Consider the following 16,754-nt stretch of genomic DNA (forward strand, 5'->3'; position numbering starts at 1 on the left):
GGAACCGTGCCCGGTCCGGACACCCGCCCCCGGTGGGAAGGGCCGGACCGGGCACGTCCCAGCCGCGACTAGCCGCGACTAGCCGCGCCGGTTGCCCGGCTGGGCGCCCACGGCCACTTTCCAGAGGGCGTAGGCGATCGCGTCGGAGCAGCGGTCGAGCGCGGTCGTGTTGATGTTGTTCGGATAGCTGTCGCAGGACTGGTGGTAGCACCGGTCGAACGCCTGGTTCGCGGTGCCGCCCCATTTCTGCGCCTGGGCGGCGGACTTGGTCGCCGGGGCTCCGGTGAACAGGAACGTCGTGGCGATTCCGGCGTTGCGGAACGACCCGTCGTCACTGCAGCACTCGGAGACCTCCTCCGTCGACACGTTGATGGAGTCGAAGTACTCCTTGAGGTTCTTCGCCAGCGGCGAGTTGATGTCGTCGATGAAGTAGCCCGGGTTCGGCGAGCCGACCATGTCGAAGTTGAAATAGCCCTTGATCTTCGCCCGGTCGGCGGCCGACAGGCGGCCGACGTAGAACTTCGAGCCGCGCAGGCCCTGCTCCTCGTCCGTCCACCAGGCGAACCGGACGTGGTTCAGCATGGTGGGCTTGGTCCGGGCCAGTTGCAGCGCGACCTCAAGTTGGGCGGCGGAGCCGGTGCCGTTGTCGTTGATTCCGGGTCCCGCCCCGACGCTGTCGAGATGGGCGCCGAACATGTAGACATTGGCGTCATTGCCGCCGGGCCAGTCGGCGATGAGGTTGGGACCCGCACCGCTGGTGCATCCGGACGAGCACGCCTGCCGGGCCACGGTGAACCCGGCCTCCTTCAGTTTCGCCTCGATGTAGGACACCGAACCGAGGTAGCCCGCGCCCGTCGACCGGCGGGTACCGCCATTGCTGCTGGCGATGGTCTGGAACTGCTGCAGGTGCGCCTTGACATTCTCGACGTTGACGTCAGGCGACGCCATTACTTTTGGGGAGCCACCCCCCACCGTGTACGCGGTGGCCTCGCTGACGCCCGGGGTGCAGGTCGGCTCACCGGACTGCGCGCCGAGGCTGACCGCGTCCCACGCCGCCTTGACCTTGTTGAACTGGTCGCAGGTCTTGTCGAGGTTCTTCGCCGCGGTCAGCGTCAGCGTCCGGTACCGGGGGTAGCTGGTGCCGGACGTCTTGAGCTGCATCGCGTTGTAGAAGATCTTCGCGGCGTTCATCACTCCGACGCCGGTGACCTGGCTGTTGTTGCAGGTCGGGCTGGTCGGCTTGCCGCCGCCGGGGTTGGAGCCCTCGGCGAGCAGGTAGAACCAGTGGTTGCCGGGCCCGGCCGCCTTGTGGACCTCCATGTTCGGGACGGACGTCGACCAGCAGTTGGGGTCGTTGTTGACCTGCGACGGGTTGTACATGTTGCGGATCGGGCCGCTGCCGGTGAGGTTGACCAGCTCGCCGACGGTGTAGTCGGGAGTGTCGGCCGGGTTGTTCAGGAACGCCTCGACGGCTGCGCCCCAGACGTCCCCGACGAACTCCTGCGTGCCGCCGCCGGACATGCCGCCGGGGGTGAAGTTGTCCAGGCCGTGGCCGAACTCGTGGTCGACGACGTCGGTCGAGGTGATCCACTGGTTGCGGTTGTTGTGGCCGAACTGGGCGTCGGTGCCGTTCCAGTACGCGTTGACCGCGTTGAGGCCGACGCGCGCCGGGGCCCACTGGTTGTTCCGCAGGCCGGTGCGGCCGAAGGTCTTCAGCAGGTCCCAGAATCCGCCGGCGGCGTACATGACGTCGACGCAGCCGGACTCCTTGTCGGTCTTGGACGTGCTGCCCCAGACGTCGTCCGGTCCGGTGAAGACCCGGTTGCCGCTGTAGTCGGCGCAGGACATCCCGGCCCGGTTCGGGTCGCGCATCGTGTACTGGCCGCCGGACTGGGTGGTTCCGATGGTCAGGTTCGACCCTTCCCAGATGCCGGTGCCGGTGCCCGCGTGGATGGTCTCCTGCTCGCCGAACCGCTTGCCGGTCCGGGCGTCGACGTAGACCTTCTTGCGGCTGGGCTGCTCGCCGTCGCGTCCGGACACGACCGTCTCCCACGCGAGGCGCGGGGCGCCCAGCGCGTAGACGACCAGACGCGGCTTGGGCGCGGCGGCGTCCGGGCTGGTCAGCGCGGCGCGGGCACGCCCGGCGGCCGCGGTCTCACTGACCTTCGGGGTGGTGGCGACGGTGATCTGACGCCGCTGCGCCACGGACAGGGTCCGCACGCGGCCCTGCCCGTCGGTGGCGACCACGAAGTCGCCGCCCACCACGGGAAGCCCGCGGTAGGTGCGCTCGTAAGCGACGTAGTACTGGTCCCAGGGCGTGCCGATCACCTGGGTCCGGATGTACTTCTCGTCCTTTCCGGTGTGCAGGTCGGCGGCGTTCGCGGCGATCAGCCGGTCCGCCGACGTGATCGCGGCCGCCTTCGGATCCGCGCCGGGCTTCTGACCGCTCGTGGTGGACGTCATGGCGGGGGCCGCCATGCCCGTGACCGCGAGCGCGGTGACCGTGACGGTCACCAGGAGATGGTTTCTGCGTTTCACAGCCGCATGCCTCCATAGGGGCGGGGGGTGAGGCCGCCCCGCGGGGTCGGGGCGGCGGCCGACGCGGCGGCGGAGCCGGGCGTGGCCGCGCGCACGGGCTCGGGAGCCGTGCGGCGCGTGAACGGCCACCGCGTCTTATGGAGGAGATTGGCATCTCTGGAACGGTCGCGGACCATCACATCTGGTCATAAATTCGCGCTATGCAGCCGTGAACTGCACATCCATGTGATCATCTGCAACGGCGGGAATTGTTTTCACGAGTCTGCGCGTCCGCTGTTCCGCGACGGGTGGGGACGCCATTGCGGCGTCCCCACCCGTGTGCGGTGTCTCCGGTGCGTCTGTTGACTCAGAGGGATTTGACGGTGCCGCCGTCGATCACGTAATCGACACCGGTGATGTTGCCCGCGACGTCCGAGAGGAGGAACGCGATCAGGGACGCGACCTCCTCCGCCTCGGTGACGCGTCCGGTGGTGATGTTGAAGGCGGCGGGAATCTGCTTGAGGAACGCGCCGTGCTCGGCCCCGTTGGCGGCCGCGACCTTGGCGCCGAACCCTTCGGGGTCCTCCCAGATGGAGGTGCGGACCACTCCGGGCGAGACCGTGTTGACGCGCACCCCCTGCGGCCCGAACTCCTCGGCCAACGACTTCCCGAGCGCCGCGAGGGCCGCCTTGGCGGCGCTGTAGGCGACCGGCGCGGCGGCGGGCAACCGGGAGTTGATGGACGAGACGTTGACGATCGACCCGCGACGCTCGATCAGGCTGGGCAGGGCCGCCCGGCTTGCCCGGACCGCGCTGAGCAGGTTGAGGTCGAAGACGCGCGCCCACTGGGTGTCGTCCGTGTCGAGGAAACCGCCGAGCCGGACGTCGTCCCCGGCGCCGACGTTGTTCACCAGGAAGTCGATGCCGCCCAGTTCGGCGCGGGCGGTGTCGACGAAGGCGGCGACGCCCTCGGCGGTGCTCAGGTCCGCCGAGATCGCCAGGGCCCCGGTCTCCTTCAGTTCGGGGGTGATGGTGCGGGCGGCACCGGCGACGGCGACGCCTTCGGCGACGAGCGTCCGGACGGCGGCGAGCCCGATGCCGCGGCTCGCTCCGGTGACGACGGCGGTCTTGGACGCGAGGTCAAGGTTCATGACTATCCTTTTCTTGAACTACAGGTACAAAATCAGGGCACGCGAAAGCCCGGACCTGCCGGGATTCGAGGTCAGTTCGAGGTCGGTTCGGGAATCGGTTCGGAGGTCAGAGGGTGTCGATCGTCGCGTCGATCACCCGTAGGAGCCGCTCGGGCCCCTCGGCGACGCGACCGAGGACGCGCATCCCCACGGCGATGTTCATGAGCAGGCTGCCCAGCGCGGCGGCGTCGCGGCCGGGATCGATCTCCCCGGCCCGCTGCCCCTCCTCGATCAGCGCCTGGAAGGCCCCCTCGGTGCGGTCGATCATGCGGCGGACGAGTTCGGTCGCCTCCTCGTCCACCCCGGCGAGTTCCGTCGCGGTGTTCGCCGCCATACAGCCGCGGCGATCCGGGTCGCCCAGGTCCATTTCGACGAGGGCGAGCAACGTGCTCCGGAGACGTTCCTTGACCGGCCCCGGGCGCTCAAGGCTTTCCACCAGTGCGACGGTCTGGCTGTCGCGGTACCGGCGGAGCGCCCGCTCGAAAAGCTCTCGCTTGCTCCCGAACGCGTTGTAGAGACTCCCCTTTCCGATGCCGAGCGCGTCCACCAAGTCCTGCGGGGTCGTGGCGGCGTATCCCTTCCGCCAGAACACCTCCATCGCCCGGTCGACGGCGACCTCCGCATCGAACTGCCTTGGCCGTGCCATGGGCAGAACGCTACACCGTTCTGTACCTAGAGTTCAAATACAGGCCGGCCCGCCCGCCGCCACCGGGAGGCGAAGGCGCGGGCCGGGTTCGCGACGAGGATCGCGGCGGCGAGGTCCGGGCCGAGTTCCCGCTCGATCCGCGGGCGCAGGCCGGTGAGCAGGAACGGCATGCCGGGGCCGTCGGCGCCGGACCGAGCGGCGGCGGTGACGGTGTCCGCGCCGAGCAGGATCTGGTCCGCGTGGCCCGCGTCGGCGAGGGCGCCGAGCCCCGGCAGGAGGTGGGGGTCGGCGGCGTGATGCGCCCGCGACGGGCCGTCGAAGGCGAGGAAGGCGCCGGTCTCGGCGGCCTGCCGGTGGACGGCGGCGTCGGGGAAGCGGTGCGGGTGCCCGAGGATCACGCGGTCCGGCGGGACGCCGTGCTCGGCGCACAGCAGGTCGAGGACGTCCAGCGCGGCGGTCCCGCCCTCCAGGTGGACGCCGATCGGCGCGCCCGTGGCGCGGTGGGCCTCGGCGGCGGCCGCCATCACGTGCCGGGCGTGGCCGTCGAGGCGGTGGAAGGCCCCGGCGACCTTGATCAGCCCCGCCTTCACGGGCGCCTCGGTCAGCTCGTGGACGAAAAGGTCGGCCAGTCCGTCGCGGACGCGCTCCAGCTCGTCCGGCGCGTAGTGTTTCGCCTGGTGCATTCCTGTGGCGGCGACGATGTGAACGCCGGATTGCCGGGAAAGGCCCGGCAGTTCTTCGGTTCGAGGGCCCATTCCCCAGGGCGTCCACTGCACCACCGCCCGTCCCCCGGCGGCGGCGAATGCGTCGAGTTCGCAGAGCGCGGCTTCGGGGTCATTCAATTCCTGACCGGGAAGCGTCGGCGAGCGTATGAACAAATGGTCATGAGAGTCGCAGACGCCTAGTTCTTCGGGACGAATATCACCGAGGACGGTCCGTATCATCGGCCTCATTCTTCCGACTCCGTTTCGGCCAGGGCGGACGTTGCGACGTCCGGGAGGGCCGCCTCATCTGGTCCTCGTAACGCTTCACCCGTTACGGTGACGCTAGCACGTGTAACGGTTGAGGCGTTACGCTGGCTTTATGGCCAAAGAGGATCCGCTCGCCTTCCGCTTCGACTGCGGGGCCGTCTGGCTGAACCTCCTCGCCACCAGGGGCCGGACGTTCAGCGCGTCCCCGGTGGAGCGGCTCGCCACGCCCGGCCGCCTCGCCGAATGGCTGGAGCGGTGCGAGCTGACCCCCGCCCGGCCGCCCGGACCGGACGACCTGCGCAAGGCCCGGGAACTCCGCGAGACGCTGCGCGCCCTCGCGCTGGCCACGGTCGGGGAGCGTCCGCCGCCCGCGGACGCCGTGACGGCCCTGGCCGCGCTCCTGGACGGGCACGACGACCGCGTCCGGCTCGCCGCCGGCGACCGGCTGCGCCGCGAGCCGCCGGCGGCCACGGCGCACGCCCTGGCCCGGATCGCCCGCCAGGCCGTGGACCACCTGACCGGGTCCGACCGCCGCGCCCTCAAGGTCTGCCCGGAGGACGACTGCCGGGGCGTGTTCGTCGACCCGCCCGGGCGGCGGCGGTGGTGCCCGTCCCCGGCGTGCGCGAGCCGGGGTCGCGTCCGCGCCCTGCGCGCCCGCCGCGAGGCAGCCGCAACCGGCCCCGCCGACGAGTGATCCCGCCGAGCGCTTTCCGCGTCCGGACACGGCGAATCGGCGATCCGGCCGACCGCCGAAGGGATAATTCGTCTATCCGAAACCGGTCAAAGAAATGATCATTAGAATCGAGGTCGACGGCTCCCGCCGCTGATCCGCGCCGGGAACTCGGCTGTGGCATTATCTGCCGCAGCCCGGAGCGTCCATTGGGGACATGGACGCGCGGATGATCGTCACGGAGGCGGACGGTTCTCCCTCCGGTCGAGTTTCCGCAGAGGGGTCTTCGATGGGTTCTCCCGACAACCGGGCTCAGGAGTCTTTGACGGGTTTTCCCGACGACCGGGCGGGTGACTTCGTCCTCGACTTCCCGACGGCGGTGGCCCCGGATTACCGGAACCGGTCGAGCCTCGCGACCAGCCCGCCGCTGTTCGTGCTGCGAGTGCCCGAGTCCGCGCATCCGGACGGCGTCGACCGCGTCGTCAGGGAATTGCGGTCGGCGCTCACCGACAACGGCAACCTCGTGCCGCTGGCCCACCTGTCGACCGAGGACGACTCCGAACTGCTGTCCGAGACCGCCGGGTTCCGGCTGATGATGGGCACGCCCCGGCACATGACGCCCGAGCGGTTCCCGAACTTCCTGGTCATGCGGGACCTCATCGCCTTCATCCGGGGGAACCGGGACGCCTGGCGCGGCGGCCCGCAGGCCCGGGAGCTGCGGCGGCACGCCAGCGAGCAGCGGGCCCAGCGCGGCGGCCCGCTGGCCTTCACCAGGATGGAGGGCCCGAATCCCGACGGGCTCGTGGGCTTCCTGATGCGGATCAGTTGGCTCTCGTTCGTTCAGCGGCTGCCGAAATGGCTGTGGGCGCGCTGGACGTCCCGCAGAGTGATCCGCCGCTGGCTGGGCGCGGAACGGATCGCCGCGGGCGGCAAGAACCTGTACCGCGTGATGGACACCGTGGGCGCCGTGTGGAGTTCGCAGTTACGCAACGACCCCGAGCACCAGGAGGCGCTCCAGCAGCTCGACCAGCTCCTCTTCCGCGCCCTGCTGGAGGATCTGCGCAACCCGCCGGTCGGCGGGGTCTTGCCCCGGCGGCGGCGCCGGACCTCCCGCCCGGTCATCCTGGTGGAACTGCCGCCGCCCGCCCGGGACGGCTCCCGGGCGGCCGAGCGCTTCCTGCGCTCGGTACACGACGCGAGCGCCACGGCCCGTCCGCCCGGCCCGCTCGTCGTGGCCGTGGGGCTGCCGTCCCAGACCCTTCTCAACGACCTCGGCGACCCGGCCGAGGTCGGCTTCGCCCAAGCCGCCGCCCGTCTCTCCGAGAAGGACGGCCCGCCGGTCCTGGTGTCCTTCTCCACCGAGGCGCTGGGGAAGCGAGGGCTCGACCTCCGCAAGGTCGCGCCGCGCAGGTTCAGGTTCGGCTGGACGGTCCCGGCGGCGATCATGGCCTGCGTTTCCCTCCTGGTCGCGGGCACCGCCGGGGGGCTGATCGCACGGCAGGTCCTCGGCGACCGGAGCTGCGTCGGCGGCACCGCCTCCCTCGCCTCCCGGACCGCTGCCACGCCGACCGACCCCAAGGGCTGGTACGACGCGGCGGTGCGGGAGATCGGCGTGCAGAACAGGCGCGCGGAGAAGGCCGCCGCCGACGGCAAGACCATCCGGACCGTGGTGGCGTTCGAGTCCAGCGTCCCGAAGGACGAGAACGAGACGCGCTTCGACGGCACGATCCCGGAGCTGCGCGGCATCGCGATGTGGCAGAAGAAGCTGCTCGACATCACGGTGTCCAACGACAGGGTCGTCGGGCTGCGAGTGGACGTCAGGCCCACGGGCGCGTCGTTCGCGAACGCCGTCCCGGAGGCGAAGCGGCTCGTCGCGCAGGTGCGGCAGCAGGCGGTCGACAAGAACATCCCGGCGTATTCGCGGATTGTCGGCGTCCTCGGATACGCGCAGAGCCGCCAAGAGACCCGGGGCGCGCTTGAAGTTCTCGGCGCGGCGGGCATCCCCGCGGTCGGCACCACCGCGACCGCCGACGAGATGTCGGCGGGCAGCGCGAACCTCAGCTACTGGCCGTTCACCCCGTCCAACTCGACCGAGGCGCGGATCGAGGCGGACTTCGCGAGCGGGCGCAACATCGTCGCCGCGCCCGGCTCCGGCGACGGCTGCTCCCCCGCCCGCCGGGCCCTCATCATCGAGAGCTCGGCGGACCTCTACAGCCGCAGCCTCGCCGACAAGTTCCGCGCCGCGTTCCCCGGCGGCACCCAGGTGTTCGACTTCAACCAGGACGGCCGCTTCGAACCGGGGCCGACGACCAACGCGACGAGCATGTCCAGCGCGGACGACCTGGCACACGCGCTGTGCGGGGCGCTCAGGGCCGAGCCCGCGACCGTCGTGTACTGGTCGGCGCGGGCCCGCGACTTCACGGCCTTCATCGACGCCATGGACACCCAGGGCACCTGCACCGCCGACGACGTCACCGTCCTCGGCGGGAACGAGCTCACGAACGTCGCCCTCACCGGCGCCTTCAACGACAAGGGCTGGCTGCGGCTGTACTACTCCGCGCACCGGCTGCCCGCGACGGACCCGCGGGCCAGCGAGAAGACCCGCGAGTTCGTCGACGCCTACACCGCGTTCGTGAAGCGCACCACGAAGGGCGCCGACCCCTGGGTCCAGGACGGTCATTCCGCCGTCTCCTACGACGCCTTCCACGCCCTGTCGCAGGCCGTCAACCAGGCCAGGCAGCCGAACGGAGAGGTTCTCCCCCAGGCCCCGGTCGTCGCGCTCCGCGGCGGCGTCACGTTCGACGGCGCAACCGGCTGGGTGTCGTACGGGCAGGGCACGAACGCGCCGCCCACGGACAAGACGCTCGTCCTGCTCCGCCAGCTCTCGGACCGTACGGAGGCCGTCGTGGTGTGCGGTGCGTACCAGCAGGGCGCGTCCAGCCGCGAGGAGGGCCCGCCCTGCTCCCGCTCCCGCTGAGGCCGCGCGTCAGGCCGGTTTCGTGACGATCTCGACCACCCGGTCGGGCATCGACAGGAACGGCGAGTGGGACGAGTCGAGCGTCACGACGGTCGTCGGGTTGTCCGGGAAGGCCGCGTCGGCCTCGGCGATGAACCGCTCCTGCAACGCCGGACGGATCGCCCAGTCCTGCTCGCATCTCACATACGTCCGGGGGACGGAGCCCCAGCCGTCGGGGGTCAGCCGCGTCGTCCCGAGCAGCATCGCGACCGGGCCGTCGGGCGTCAGCAGGCCGAGCGCGGCTTCGGCGGCGTCCACGGGGATGTCGTCGAAGAACGCCTTCCGGAGTAGGCGGCGGTAGTCGTCCTCGGCGGAGACGAGGTCGAGCCGCATGGCGCCGACCCGCGCGGGATCGGTCGCCAGCGAGGCCGTGACCAGGCTCTCGGCGTTCTCGGGGCTTCGCGCGTAGGTGTCGGACGAGACGCCGGAGCCCGGCATGAACCCGGTCAGGTACACCGCGTGCGCCACCAGCTCCGGGACTTCCTGAACGGCGCGCGTGAGCACCGCCCCGCCCATGCTGTGGGCCACCACCGTGACCGGACGGCCCCGTCCGAGCCTTCTTATCTGCGATACCAGCAGCTCTCCGGCCTGGTCGAGGCCGACGTCCGCGACCGGTGAGAGCTCGGTGGCCATCTCCTCCGGGTCGAACGGGCGTGTGGCGAGGCTCCGCGGGCGGCGGGCGCGCAGCCCGTGGCCCGCCATGTCCACGGCGTGCGCGACGTGACCGGCGCCGGTCACGCGCGCGAGCACCTCGCTCCAGCACCAGGAACCGAACCAGAAGCCGTGCACGAACAGCAGCGGCGGTGGACGTAACGGCATGGAGTACTCCCGGGGGGCTCAGCGCGGCGAATTCCCCCGGATCGTACAAGCGATCAAGAACCCGGGTGCGTCTCACGGGTCGGTAGATCTTTTGTTCATCCTGCTCAGCGGCGTTTTTGTCGTTTCGTCCTTGCCTCGTCGGCTATGCCGTCCAAGAGGGACGTCAATGAAGCGAAGTGGTGACCATGGCAGAGACAGGCACCAAGGACCGCGCGAGCGACCAGGCCGCGCAGACCGCCCAGAACGCCCTGGACGTTCCGGTCCAGCAGCTGAAGGAGGCGGGCCGGGAGGTCGTCAAGGCGCTGATGGTGCAGACGCTGGAGAAGGCCACAGGCAGGATCGAGGGCCTGGCCCACCGGCTGAACGACGCCGCGGACGGCGCGGGCGCCGGCACGAAGGCGGCGGCCGCCGGAGCGGAGGCGATCGCCCAGGGCAAGTCCCCGCTCAAGGCGGGCGTCGGAGCGGGCATGGCCGGTGTGAAGGAGAAGGCGAAGCAGGTCATCGGAGCCGGGGGCGGCGACGGCGACGGCAACGGTGGAGGCGGCGACAAGACGAAGGTCACCACCATCATCGAGCAGTTCGACGTCGGGTTGCCGAAGCGCGTCGCCTATGACCAGTGGACGCGGTTCACCGACTACCCGAGCTTCACGAAGAAGGTGGAGAGCGTCGAGCAGGAGTCGGACGAGAAGCTCAACTGGCGAGCGCAGATCTTCCTTTCGCACCGCACCTGGGAATCGACGATCACCGAGCAGATCCCGGACGAGCGGATCGTCTGGCGGTCGAAGGCCCCGCACGGTTACGTCGACGGCACGGTGACCTTCCACGAACTGGCGCCGACCCTGACGCGGATCCTGCTGGTCGCCGAATACCACCCGGACGGCTTCTTCGAGAAGACCGCGAACCTCTGGCGCGCCCAGGGACGCCGACTCCGCGCGGACTTCAAGCACATCAAACGCCACATGATGACGCAGACCCTCCTGCAGCAGGACGAGGTCGAGGGCTGGCGCGGCGAGATCCGCGACGGCGAGGTCGTCAAGTCGCACGAGGACGCGCTCAAGGAAGAAAAGGGCGAGAAGGAAGACGACAAGGAAGAGGGCGACCAGGAGGCGACGGACGAGAAGGACGAGAAGGACGAGACGCAAGAGCAGGACAAGCAGGAAGCCAAGTCCGAGTAGGGGAGACGATGGCCGACGAGCGCCGAGAGCGAGCCGAGCGGGACGAACGCGATCAGGGAGCCGAGCGGGACGAACGCCCTGAGCGCGATGGGTCCGACGAGTCGGAGGGCCTCACCGGCAGGACCCTGACCCCGGAGAAGCGCCCGCCTCCTAGCGAAGGCCCGGACGTCTTCCTCGACGTCCCGGAGCTGAAGGTGGAGGAGATCTCCTTCGAGCTGGAGGATCTGGAGGCGCACGTCTCCCTCGTCGCCGAGGTCCTCGACCTGCTCAAGCTGAACGTCGGCGCGGACGTCCGCCTCGGCAGGGTCAAGCTGGAGATCAAAGGGGTCGGGGCGCAGGCGCGGCTGGAGGTCCGGCTCGACAACGTGGCCGTCATCGTCGACCGCGTCCTGACCACGCTCGACCGCAACCCGGAGATCCTCCAGCACATCGGCCGGGGCGTGGAGGCGATGACGCGCGACATCGGCTCCGGCGCGGGCACGGCGGTGGGCGAGGTCGGCAAGGGCGCGAAGGGCGCCGTCGAGGACGTCGGCCGCGGCGCGGGCGGTGCCGTGGAGAACGTGGGCGAAGGCGCGGGCGGCGCGGTCCGGGATGTCGGCAAGGGCGCGGGCGGCGCGGTCGAGAACGTCGGTGAAGGCGCAGGCGGAGCCGTCCGAGACGTCGGCAAGGGCGCGGGCGGCGCCGTGGAGAACGTCGGAGAGGGCGCGGGCGGCGCCGTCCGCGACGTCGGCAAAGGCACCGGTGGCGCCGTCGAGAACGTCGGCGAAGGAGCGGGCGAGGGCGTCCGCGACGTCGGCAAGGGCGCGGGCAGTGCGGCCGAGAATGTCGGCGAAGGAGCGGGCGAAGGGGTCCGCGACGTCGGCAAAGGCACAGGCGAAGCCGTCGAGAACGCGGGCGAGGGCGTCCGCGATGTCGGCAAGGGCGCGGGCGACGCGGCCAAGGGCGCGGGAGAAGGCGCCGGAGAGGCGGCCGGGAAAGCCGGGGAGGCGGCCGGAAAGACCGCCGAAAGCGCGACCGGGGCAACCGACGAAGGCAAGGAAGAAGGCGGCAGCGAAGACAGCGACGAAGAGAACGAAGAGAAGAACTCGGACAACGGATCGAGCAACGGCGAAAAATCAAAAGAGGGCGATGGCGGGCAGGAGGCCACGGACCTCCATACCGCGCTTCACGAGACCGGGGAGTCGGTACGCGACCTCGGCCGTTCCCTCCTCCGGATGCTCTCCCAGTACACCCCTTCCCAGCACGAGGAGAAGGAGAAGAGCGACAGTGGCTCGTGACGGTTACCCCGATCCCGAACAACGCCGTCAGGCGGACATCCTCTTCACGGCCCGGGTGAAAGCCGACGAAATCCGTTTCGACACGGCACCCGAAAACTCGGTGACGTTCACCGCCGACGCCGCCGACGCTTCCACGTCCGGAAGCGACCGCACCAATCTCCCCGACGAGGTCGAGGAGAACACCACCTACCGCGACATCGAGATCGATTACGCCATCGCGGCGAAACTGTCCTCGCCCGATCGCGGGCCGACTACGTCCACGTAGCGTTCCCGCTGATCACTTCTTTCCGGCGCGGTGCGGGAGGAGTTCCTGCATCTTGACCTTGATGCCCTTCTTGACGACGCCGGGCCGGTCCTCGTCGCCCTTCAGCAGGGCCTCGGCGCTGTCCTTCATCTGCTCGAAGGAGGCGTGCGGCGGGATCGGCGGGACGTTCGGGTCGACGCGGACGTCCAGCAGGGTCGGCCGGTCGGCGGCGAGGGCCTCGTCCCAGGCGGCGGCGATCTGGCCGGGCTCGTCCACCCTGATGGCGTTGAGGCCGTTGCTCGCCGCGAACGCGGCGTAGTCGCACTCGGGGAGGGTCTGCGACTCGGTGAACTTCGGCGCGCCCTGCATCGCCCGCATCTCCCAGGTGACCTGGTTGAGGTCGTTGTTGTGGAGGACGGCGACGATCAGCCGGGGGTCCTCCCACTGCTGCCAGTAGTGCCTGATGGTGAGCATCTCGGCGAGGCCGTTCATCTGCATCGCGCCGTCGCCTTCGAACACGATCACGGGACGGTCCGGGTGCCCGAACTTCGCCCCGATCCCGTACGGGACGCCGGGGCCCATCGTGGCGAGCGTCCCGGACAAGGAGCCGCGCACGCCCTCGGGGAAGCTCAGGTTGCGGGCGTACCAGTTGGCGGCCGAGCCCGAGTCCGCGACGACGATCGCGTCCTCCGGCAGCCGCCGCGACAGCTCGTGGAACAGTCGCATCGGGTTGATCGGGTCGGCGTCGACCATGGCCTCGTCGGCCACCGTGTCCCGCCAGCTCCGCACGTTCGACTCGACCGTCTCCCGCCACGCGCGGTCGCTCTTGCGCTCCAGCAGCGGCGCCAGGGCGCGCAGCGTGGAGGCGGCGTCGCCGACGAGGTTGACCTCGTACGGGTACCGCATGCCGATCAGCTTGGGATCGATGTCGATCTGCACCGCCCGCGCCTGGTCCAGGTCAGGCATGAACTGGGTGTAGGGGAAGCTGGACCCGACCGTGAGCAGGGTGTCGCAGTCGTTCATCAGGTCGTAGCTCGGACCGGTGCCGAGCAGCCCGATCGAGCCCGTGACGTAGGGCAGCTCGTCCGGCAGGACGTCCTTGCCGAGCAGCGCCTTCGCGACGCCCGCGCCGAGCAGGTCCGCAACCTCCCGCAGTTCGGCGGCCGCGCCCCGGGCGCCCGCCCCCGCGAGGATGGCGACCCTCCGTCCGGCGTTCAGGACGTCGGCGGCGCGCCGGATCGCCTCCTCGTCGGCCCTGACGGACGGCAGCGCGACCCCGAGGCTGGACGGGACCATCTTGAAGGCGTGCTTGGGCGGGCTGTACTCCAGCTCCTGCACGTCGGCGGGGATGATCACGGCCGTCGGCGCCCGCTCGGCCGTCGCGACGCGGATCGCCCGGTCCAGCACGTTCGGCAGTTGCTCCGGGACGGTGACCATCTGGAGATACTCGCTGGCCACGTCCTTGTAGAGCGACATGAGGTCGATCTCCTGCTGGTAGGAGCCGCCCATCGCGCTGCGGTTCGTCTGCCCGACGATCGCGACCACGGGCACGTGGTCGAGCTTGGCGTCGTACAGCCCGTTCAGCAGGTGGACGGCCCCGGGGCCCGACGTCGCCGCGCATACTCCGACCCGTCCGGTGAACTTGGCGTAGCCCACCGCTTCGAACGCGCTCATCTCCTCGTGCCGCGCCTGGACGAACTGCGGCTTGTTCTCAGCGCGGCCCCAGGCGGCGAGAAGTCCGTTGATCCCGTCGCCCGGGTATCCGAACACCTTCTCGACCCCCCATTCGCGCAGGCGCGCCAGCAGATGGTCGCCGACGGTCGTCGATGCCATGGAACAGCTCTCCTCCCGATGGGTCGCACGTCGCGTTCCGCTTACCCAGCGCGCCGCCGCCCTATCATTCGGGCCCGGCTGGCGCGGTTGACCCACCGGCCTGAGCAGATCGTTCAAGACATTTCATGCTCCGCATTGCCATCGTGACGGTCAGCGTCCCCCTGAAGGAGGAATCGTTGGACGTCCCTCTGCGGCTCTCTTCCGCGAATATGCGAGACCTGGGTTACCGGGCGGTGGACGAGGTGGTCGAACACCTCTCGACGCTTCGCGACCGGCCGGTCGGCGCGCCGCCCGACCGCGAGGAGATCGAGGCCTTCATGGACGCGGCGCTCCCCGAGGAACCGAGAGACGCGATCGAGGTGATGAGGGAGGCGGTCGAGCATGTGCGCGAGTTCACCGTCCAGACCGACCACCCGCGATTCCTCGCCTACATTCCCGGCCCGAGCACCTATGTGGGCGCCGTCGCGGACTTCCTCGCGTCCGGGTTCAACGTGTTCGCCGGGCAATGGCTCGTCGGTTCGGGCCCGGCCATCATGGAACGGATAACGATCGACTGGCTGCGCGCCATATGCGGATTCCCGTCGACCGCCGGGGGGCTTTTCGTCAGCGGCGGCACGATGGCGAACCTGATCGCGATCCATGCCGCGCGGGCGAGGTCCGGCGACCGGTCCGGGCTGATCTACCTCACGTCCCAGACGCACGGCTCGATCCGCCAGAGCCTCGGCTTCATCGGCATCGGGGAGGAGCAGATCAGGTCCGTCGGCACCGACGACCGCCTGCGGATGGACCCGGCCTCGCTGCGCGAGCAGATCGCGCGGGACCTGGCCGCGGGGCTTCGGCCCCTGTGCGTGGTCGCGACCGCCGGAAGCACCAACACCGGCGCGGTCGACCCGCTCGACGACCTCGCCGACCTGTGCGCCGAGCACGACCTGTGGCTGCACGTGGACGGCGCCTACGGCGCCGCCGCGGCCCTGTCGAAGAGCGCCGCGGACCTGCTGCACGGCCTCTCCCGCGCCGACTCCCTCGCCCTCGATCCGCACAAGTGGTGGTACCAGCCGTACGAGGCGGGCTGCGTCCTCGTCCGGGACGAGACCACGCTCATCGACGCCTACAGCATGAACGCCGAGTACCTGCGGGAGACGCGGCACGGCACCGCGCCGCTGAACTACTACGACCTCGGCCCCCAACTCACCCGCGGCTTCCGGGCGCTCAAGATGTGGATGACCTTCAAGACCTTCGGCCTGGACGCCTTCCGGCAGGCCGTCGAGCACGGGATCGCGCTCGCCGAGCACGCCGAGGGACTGCTCGTCGACAGCGACCGCTGGGAGGTCGTCAGCCCGGCCCAGCTCGCGATCATCACGTTCCGGCCCGTGCTGGCCGGCGCGACGCCGGAGCAGGTCGACGCCGTCACCCGCGCGGTCGCCGCGAGCACGCTGCAGGACGGTTTCGCCCTGGTCCTGACCACGGAGATCGAAGAACGCCCGGTGCTGCGGCTGTGCATCACCCACCCCGAGACGACGGCCCACGACATCGAGGAGACGGTCGCCCTTCTGGAGCGCCTCCTGGACGACGCGACCCCGCCTCAGTTCCGGCGGTAGCGGCCCGGCGTCACCCCGACGATCCGGGTGAAGTGCCGGTGCAGGTGGCTCTGGTCGGCGAACCCCGTGAGCTGCGCGATCTCGGGCAGCGGCAGGCCCGACCTGACCATCGCCCGCGCCGCGTCGATCCGCCGGGACACCAGGTACTCGTGCGGCGCCAGCCCGAGGTCCGCGTGGAAACGCCGGACCAGGGTCGCCTGGCTCACCCGCGCCAGCGCGGCCATGTCGCTCAGCGACACGGGGACGGCGTAATGGTCGTCCAAATATTCGCGCAGGACGCGGACCACCGGCGAGGGGGACAAGGACGTGTCCTCGTCCCGCGCGTGTGTGCCGAACAGTAGGGCGAGCGCGCCCGCGACGGGCGTTGCCGCGTCGCCGAAGCGCGACTCGCAGGCGGTCAGGAGCGCCCCGGCGCAGCCCGGATCTTCGATGACGTGCTCGGTGAAGGTCGGCGCGGCCCGTCCGCCGTGCAGCGTCGCCGCCTCGGCCTTGGTGACGGTGATGACGACGTAGTCGAGGCCCGAGGTCGGATGCGTCCAACTGCGATGGGACTCCCCGGGATGGAGGACGGTGATCGCCCCGGAGTGCGCCTCGTGGACGGTCCCGCCGACGTCGACGAAGCCGACGCCGCCGCAGACGACCCCGAACGACCAGTCCCGGTGCGCGTGCCGCGGGAAACGGTGATCGGCCCGGACACTGTTCCATTCCCAGGTGAGCGTCGTCGGCCGGCCGGCGCGCCGAGGACGGGGCGACGAGGCCGAACTCCTCCGCATCCAATGATCTTAGCGGCAACCGCGCG

At 70.3% G+C, this 16,754-nt stretch carries 13 protein-coding genes; 6 read left to right on the forward strand and 7 right to left on the reverse strand.

The window, feature by feature from the left end; genetic code table 11:
* Positions 1-78: 78 nt before the first annotated feature.
* The 4 genes from FXF65_RS36075 to FXF65_RS36090 form a co-directional block, all read right to left on the reverse strand.
* Entirely contained in the window at positions 79-2,514 is a 2,436-nt protein-coding gene (locus FXF65_RS36075; protein WP_222868913.1) for a M28 family peptidase, read from the reverse strand.
* Between the two features lie 370 nt (positions 2,515-2,884).
* Positions 2,885-3,667, reverse strand: a complete 783-nt coding sequence (locus tag FXF65_RS36080) for an oxidoreductase (RefSeq protein WP_148354564.1) — start codon at positions 3,665-3,667, stop codon at positions 2,885-2,887.
* Positions 3,668-3,773: 106 nt separating this feature from the next.
* Entirely contained in the window at positions 3,774-4,352 is a 579-nt protein-coding gene (locus FXF65_RS36085) for a TetR/AcrR family transcriptional regulator (protein ID WP_148354565.1), read from the reverse strand.
* A 26-nt stretch (positions 4,353-4,378) separates the two neighbouring features.
* The gene (locus tag FXF65_RS36090; RefSeq protein WP_342787748.1) at positions 4,379-5,305 is read right to left on the reverse strand and encodes a phosphotriesterase family protein; all 927 of its coding nucleotides are present in this window, start codon (positions 5,303-5,305) and stop codon (positions 4,379-4,381) included.
* A gap of 130 nt (positions 5,306-5,435) precedes the next feature.
* Between FXF65_RS36090 and FXF65_RS36095 the strand changes: the two genes are divergently transcribed.
* On the forward strand, positions 5,436-6,017 hold the full coding sequence (locus tag FXF65_RS36095) for a CGNR zinc finger domain-containing protein (protein WP_148354566.1): 582 nt from the start codon (positions 5,436-5,438) through the stop codon (positions 6,015-6,017).
* 265 nt (positions 6,018-6,282) lie between these two features.
* Complete coding sequence (locus FXF65_RS36100; protein WP_148354567.1) at positions 6,283-8,970, forward strand: type 1 periplasmic-binding domain-containing protein; 2,688 nt, start codon at positions 6,283-6,285, stop codon at positions 8,968-8,970.
* Positions 8,971-8,979: 9 nt separating this feature from the next.
* Here the strand turns inward: FXF65_RS36100 and FXF65_RS36105 are convergent, their stop codons facing one another.
* Positions 8,980-9,828 carry an alpha/beta fold hydrolase gene (locus tag FXF65_RS36105; protein WP_148354568.1) on the reverse strand — a complete coding sequence of 283 codons (849 nt, stop codon included), beginning with the start codon at positions 9,826-9,828 and terminating at the stop codon, positions 8,980-8,982.
* A gap of 185 nt (positions 9,829-10,013) precedes the next feature.
* On the opposite strand from FXF65_RS36105, the gene FXF65_RS44150 reads away from it, so the two are divergent.
* From FXF65_RS44150 to FXF65_RS36115, 3 genes are read left to right on the forward strand one after another with little or no spacing between them, the layout of a single operon-like run.
* Positions 10,014-11,003: an SRPBCC family protein gene (locus FXF65_RS44150; protein WP_222868915.1), complete on the forward strand. Its 990-nt coding sequence runs from the start codon at positions 10,014-10,016 to the stop codon at positions 11,001-11,003.
* An 8-nt stretch (positions 11,004-11,011) separates the two neighbouring features.
* Positions 11,012-12,280, forward strand: a complete 1,269-nt coding sequence (locus FXF65_RS44915; protein ID WP_222868916.1) for a putative sodium/potassium/calcium exchanger — start codon at positions 11,012-11,014, stop codon at positions 12,278-12,280.
* On the forward strand, positions 12,270-12,545 hold the full coding sequence (locus tag FXF65_RS36115) for a hypothetical protein (protein WP_148354569.1): 276 nt from the start codon (positions 12,270-12,272) through the stop codon (positions 12,543-12,545). The genes FXF65_RS44915 and FXF65_RS36115 overlap by 11 nt, the downstream gene beginning before the upstream one ends.
* Before the next feature lie 12 nt (positions 12,546-12,557).
* On the opposite strand, the gene FXF65_RS36120 is transcribed toward FXF65_RS36115, so the two are convergent.
* Positions 12,558-14,357 (reverse strand): thiamine pyrophosphate-requiring protein, encoded by a 1,800-nt coding sequence (locus FXF65_RS36120; RefSeq protein WP_148354570.1) that lies wholly within the window; start codon positions 14,355-14,357, stop codon positions 12,558-12,560.
* Between the two features lie 209 nt (positions 14,358-14,566).
* Between FXF65_RS36120 and FXF65_RS36125 the strand changes: the two genes are divergently transcribed.
* Positions 14,567-15,955: a pyridoxal phosphate-dependent decarboxylase family protein gene (locus tag FXF65_RS36125; RefSeq protein ID WP_187412694.1), complete on the forward strand. Its 1,389-nt coding sequence runs from the start codon at positions 14,567-14,569 to the stop codon at positions 15,953-15,955.
* On the opposite strand, the gene FXF65_RS36130 is transcribed toward FXF65_RS36125, so the two are convergent.
* Positions 15,940-16,728, reverse strand: a complete 789-nt coding sequence (locus FXF65_RS36130) for an AraC family transcriptional regulator (protein ID WP_148354572.1) — start codon at positions 16,726-16,728, stop codon at positions 15,940-15,942. The genes FXF65_RS36125 and FXF65_RS36130 overlap by 16 nt on opposite strands.
* Positions 16,729-16,754: the final 26 nt, after the last annotated feature.

It is taken from the genome of Actinomadura syzygii (assembly GCF_008085905.1).
In the GTDB taxonomy this organism is placed as follows: domain Bacteria; phylum Actinomycetota; class Actinomycetes; order Streptosporangiales; family Streptosporangiaceae; genus Spirillospora; species Spirillospora syzygii.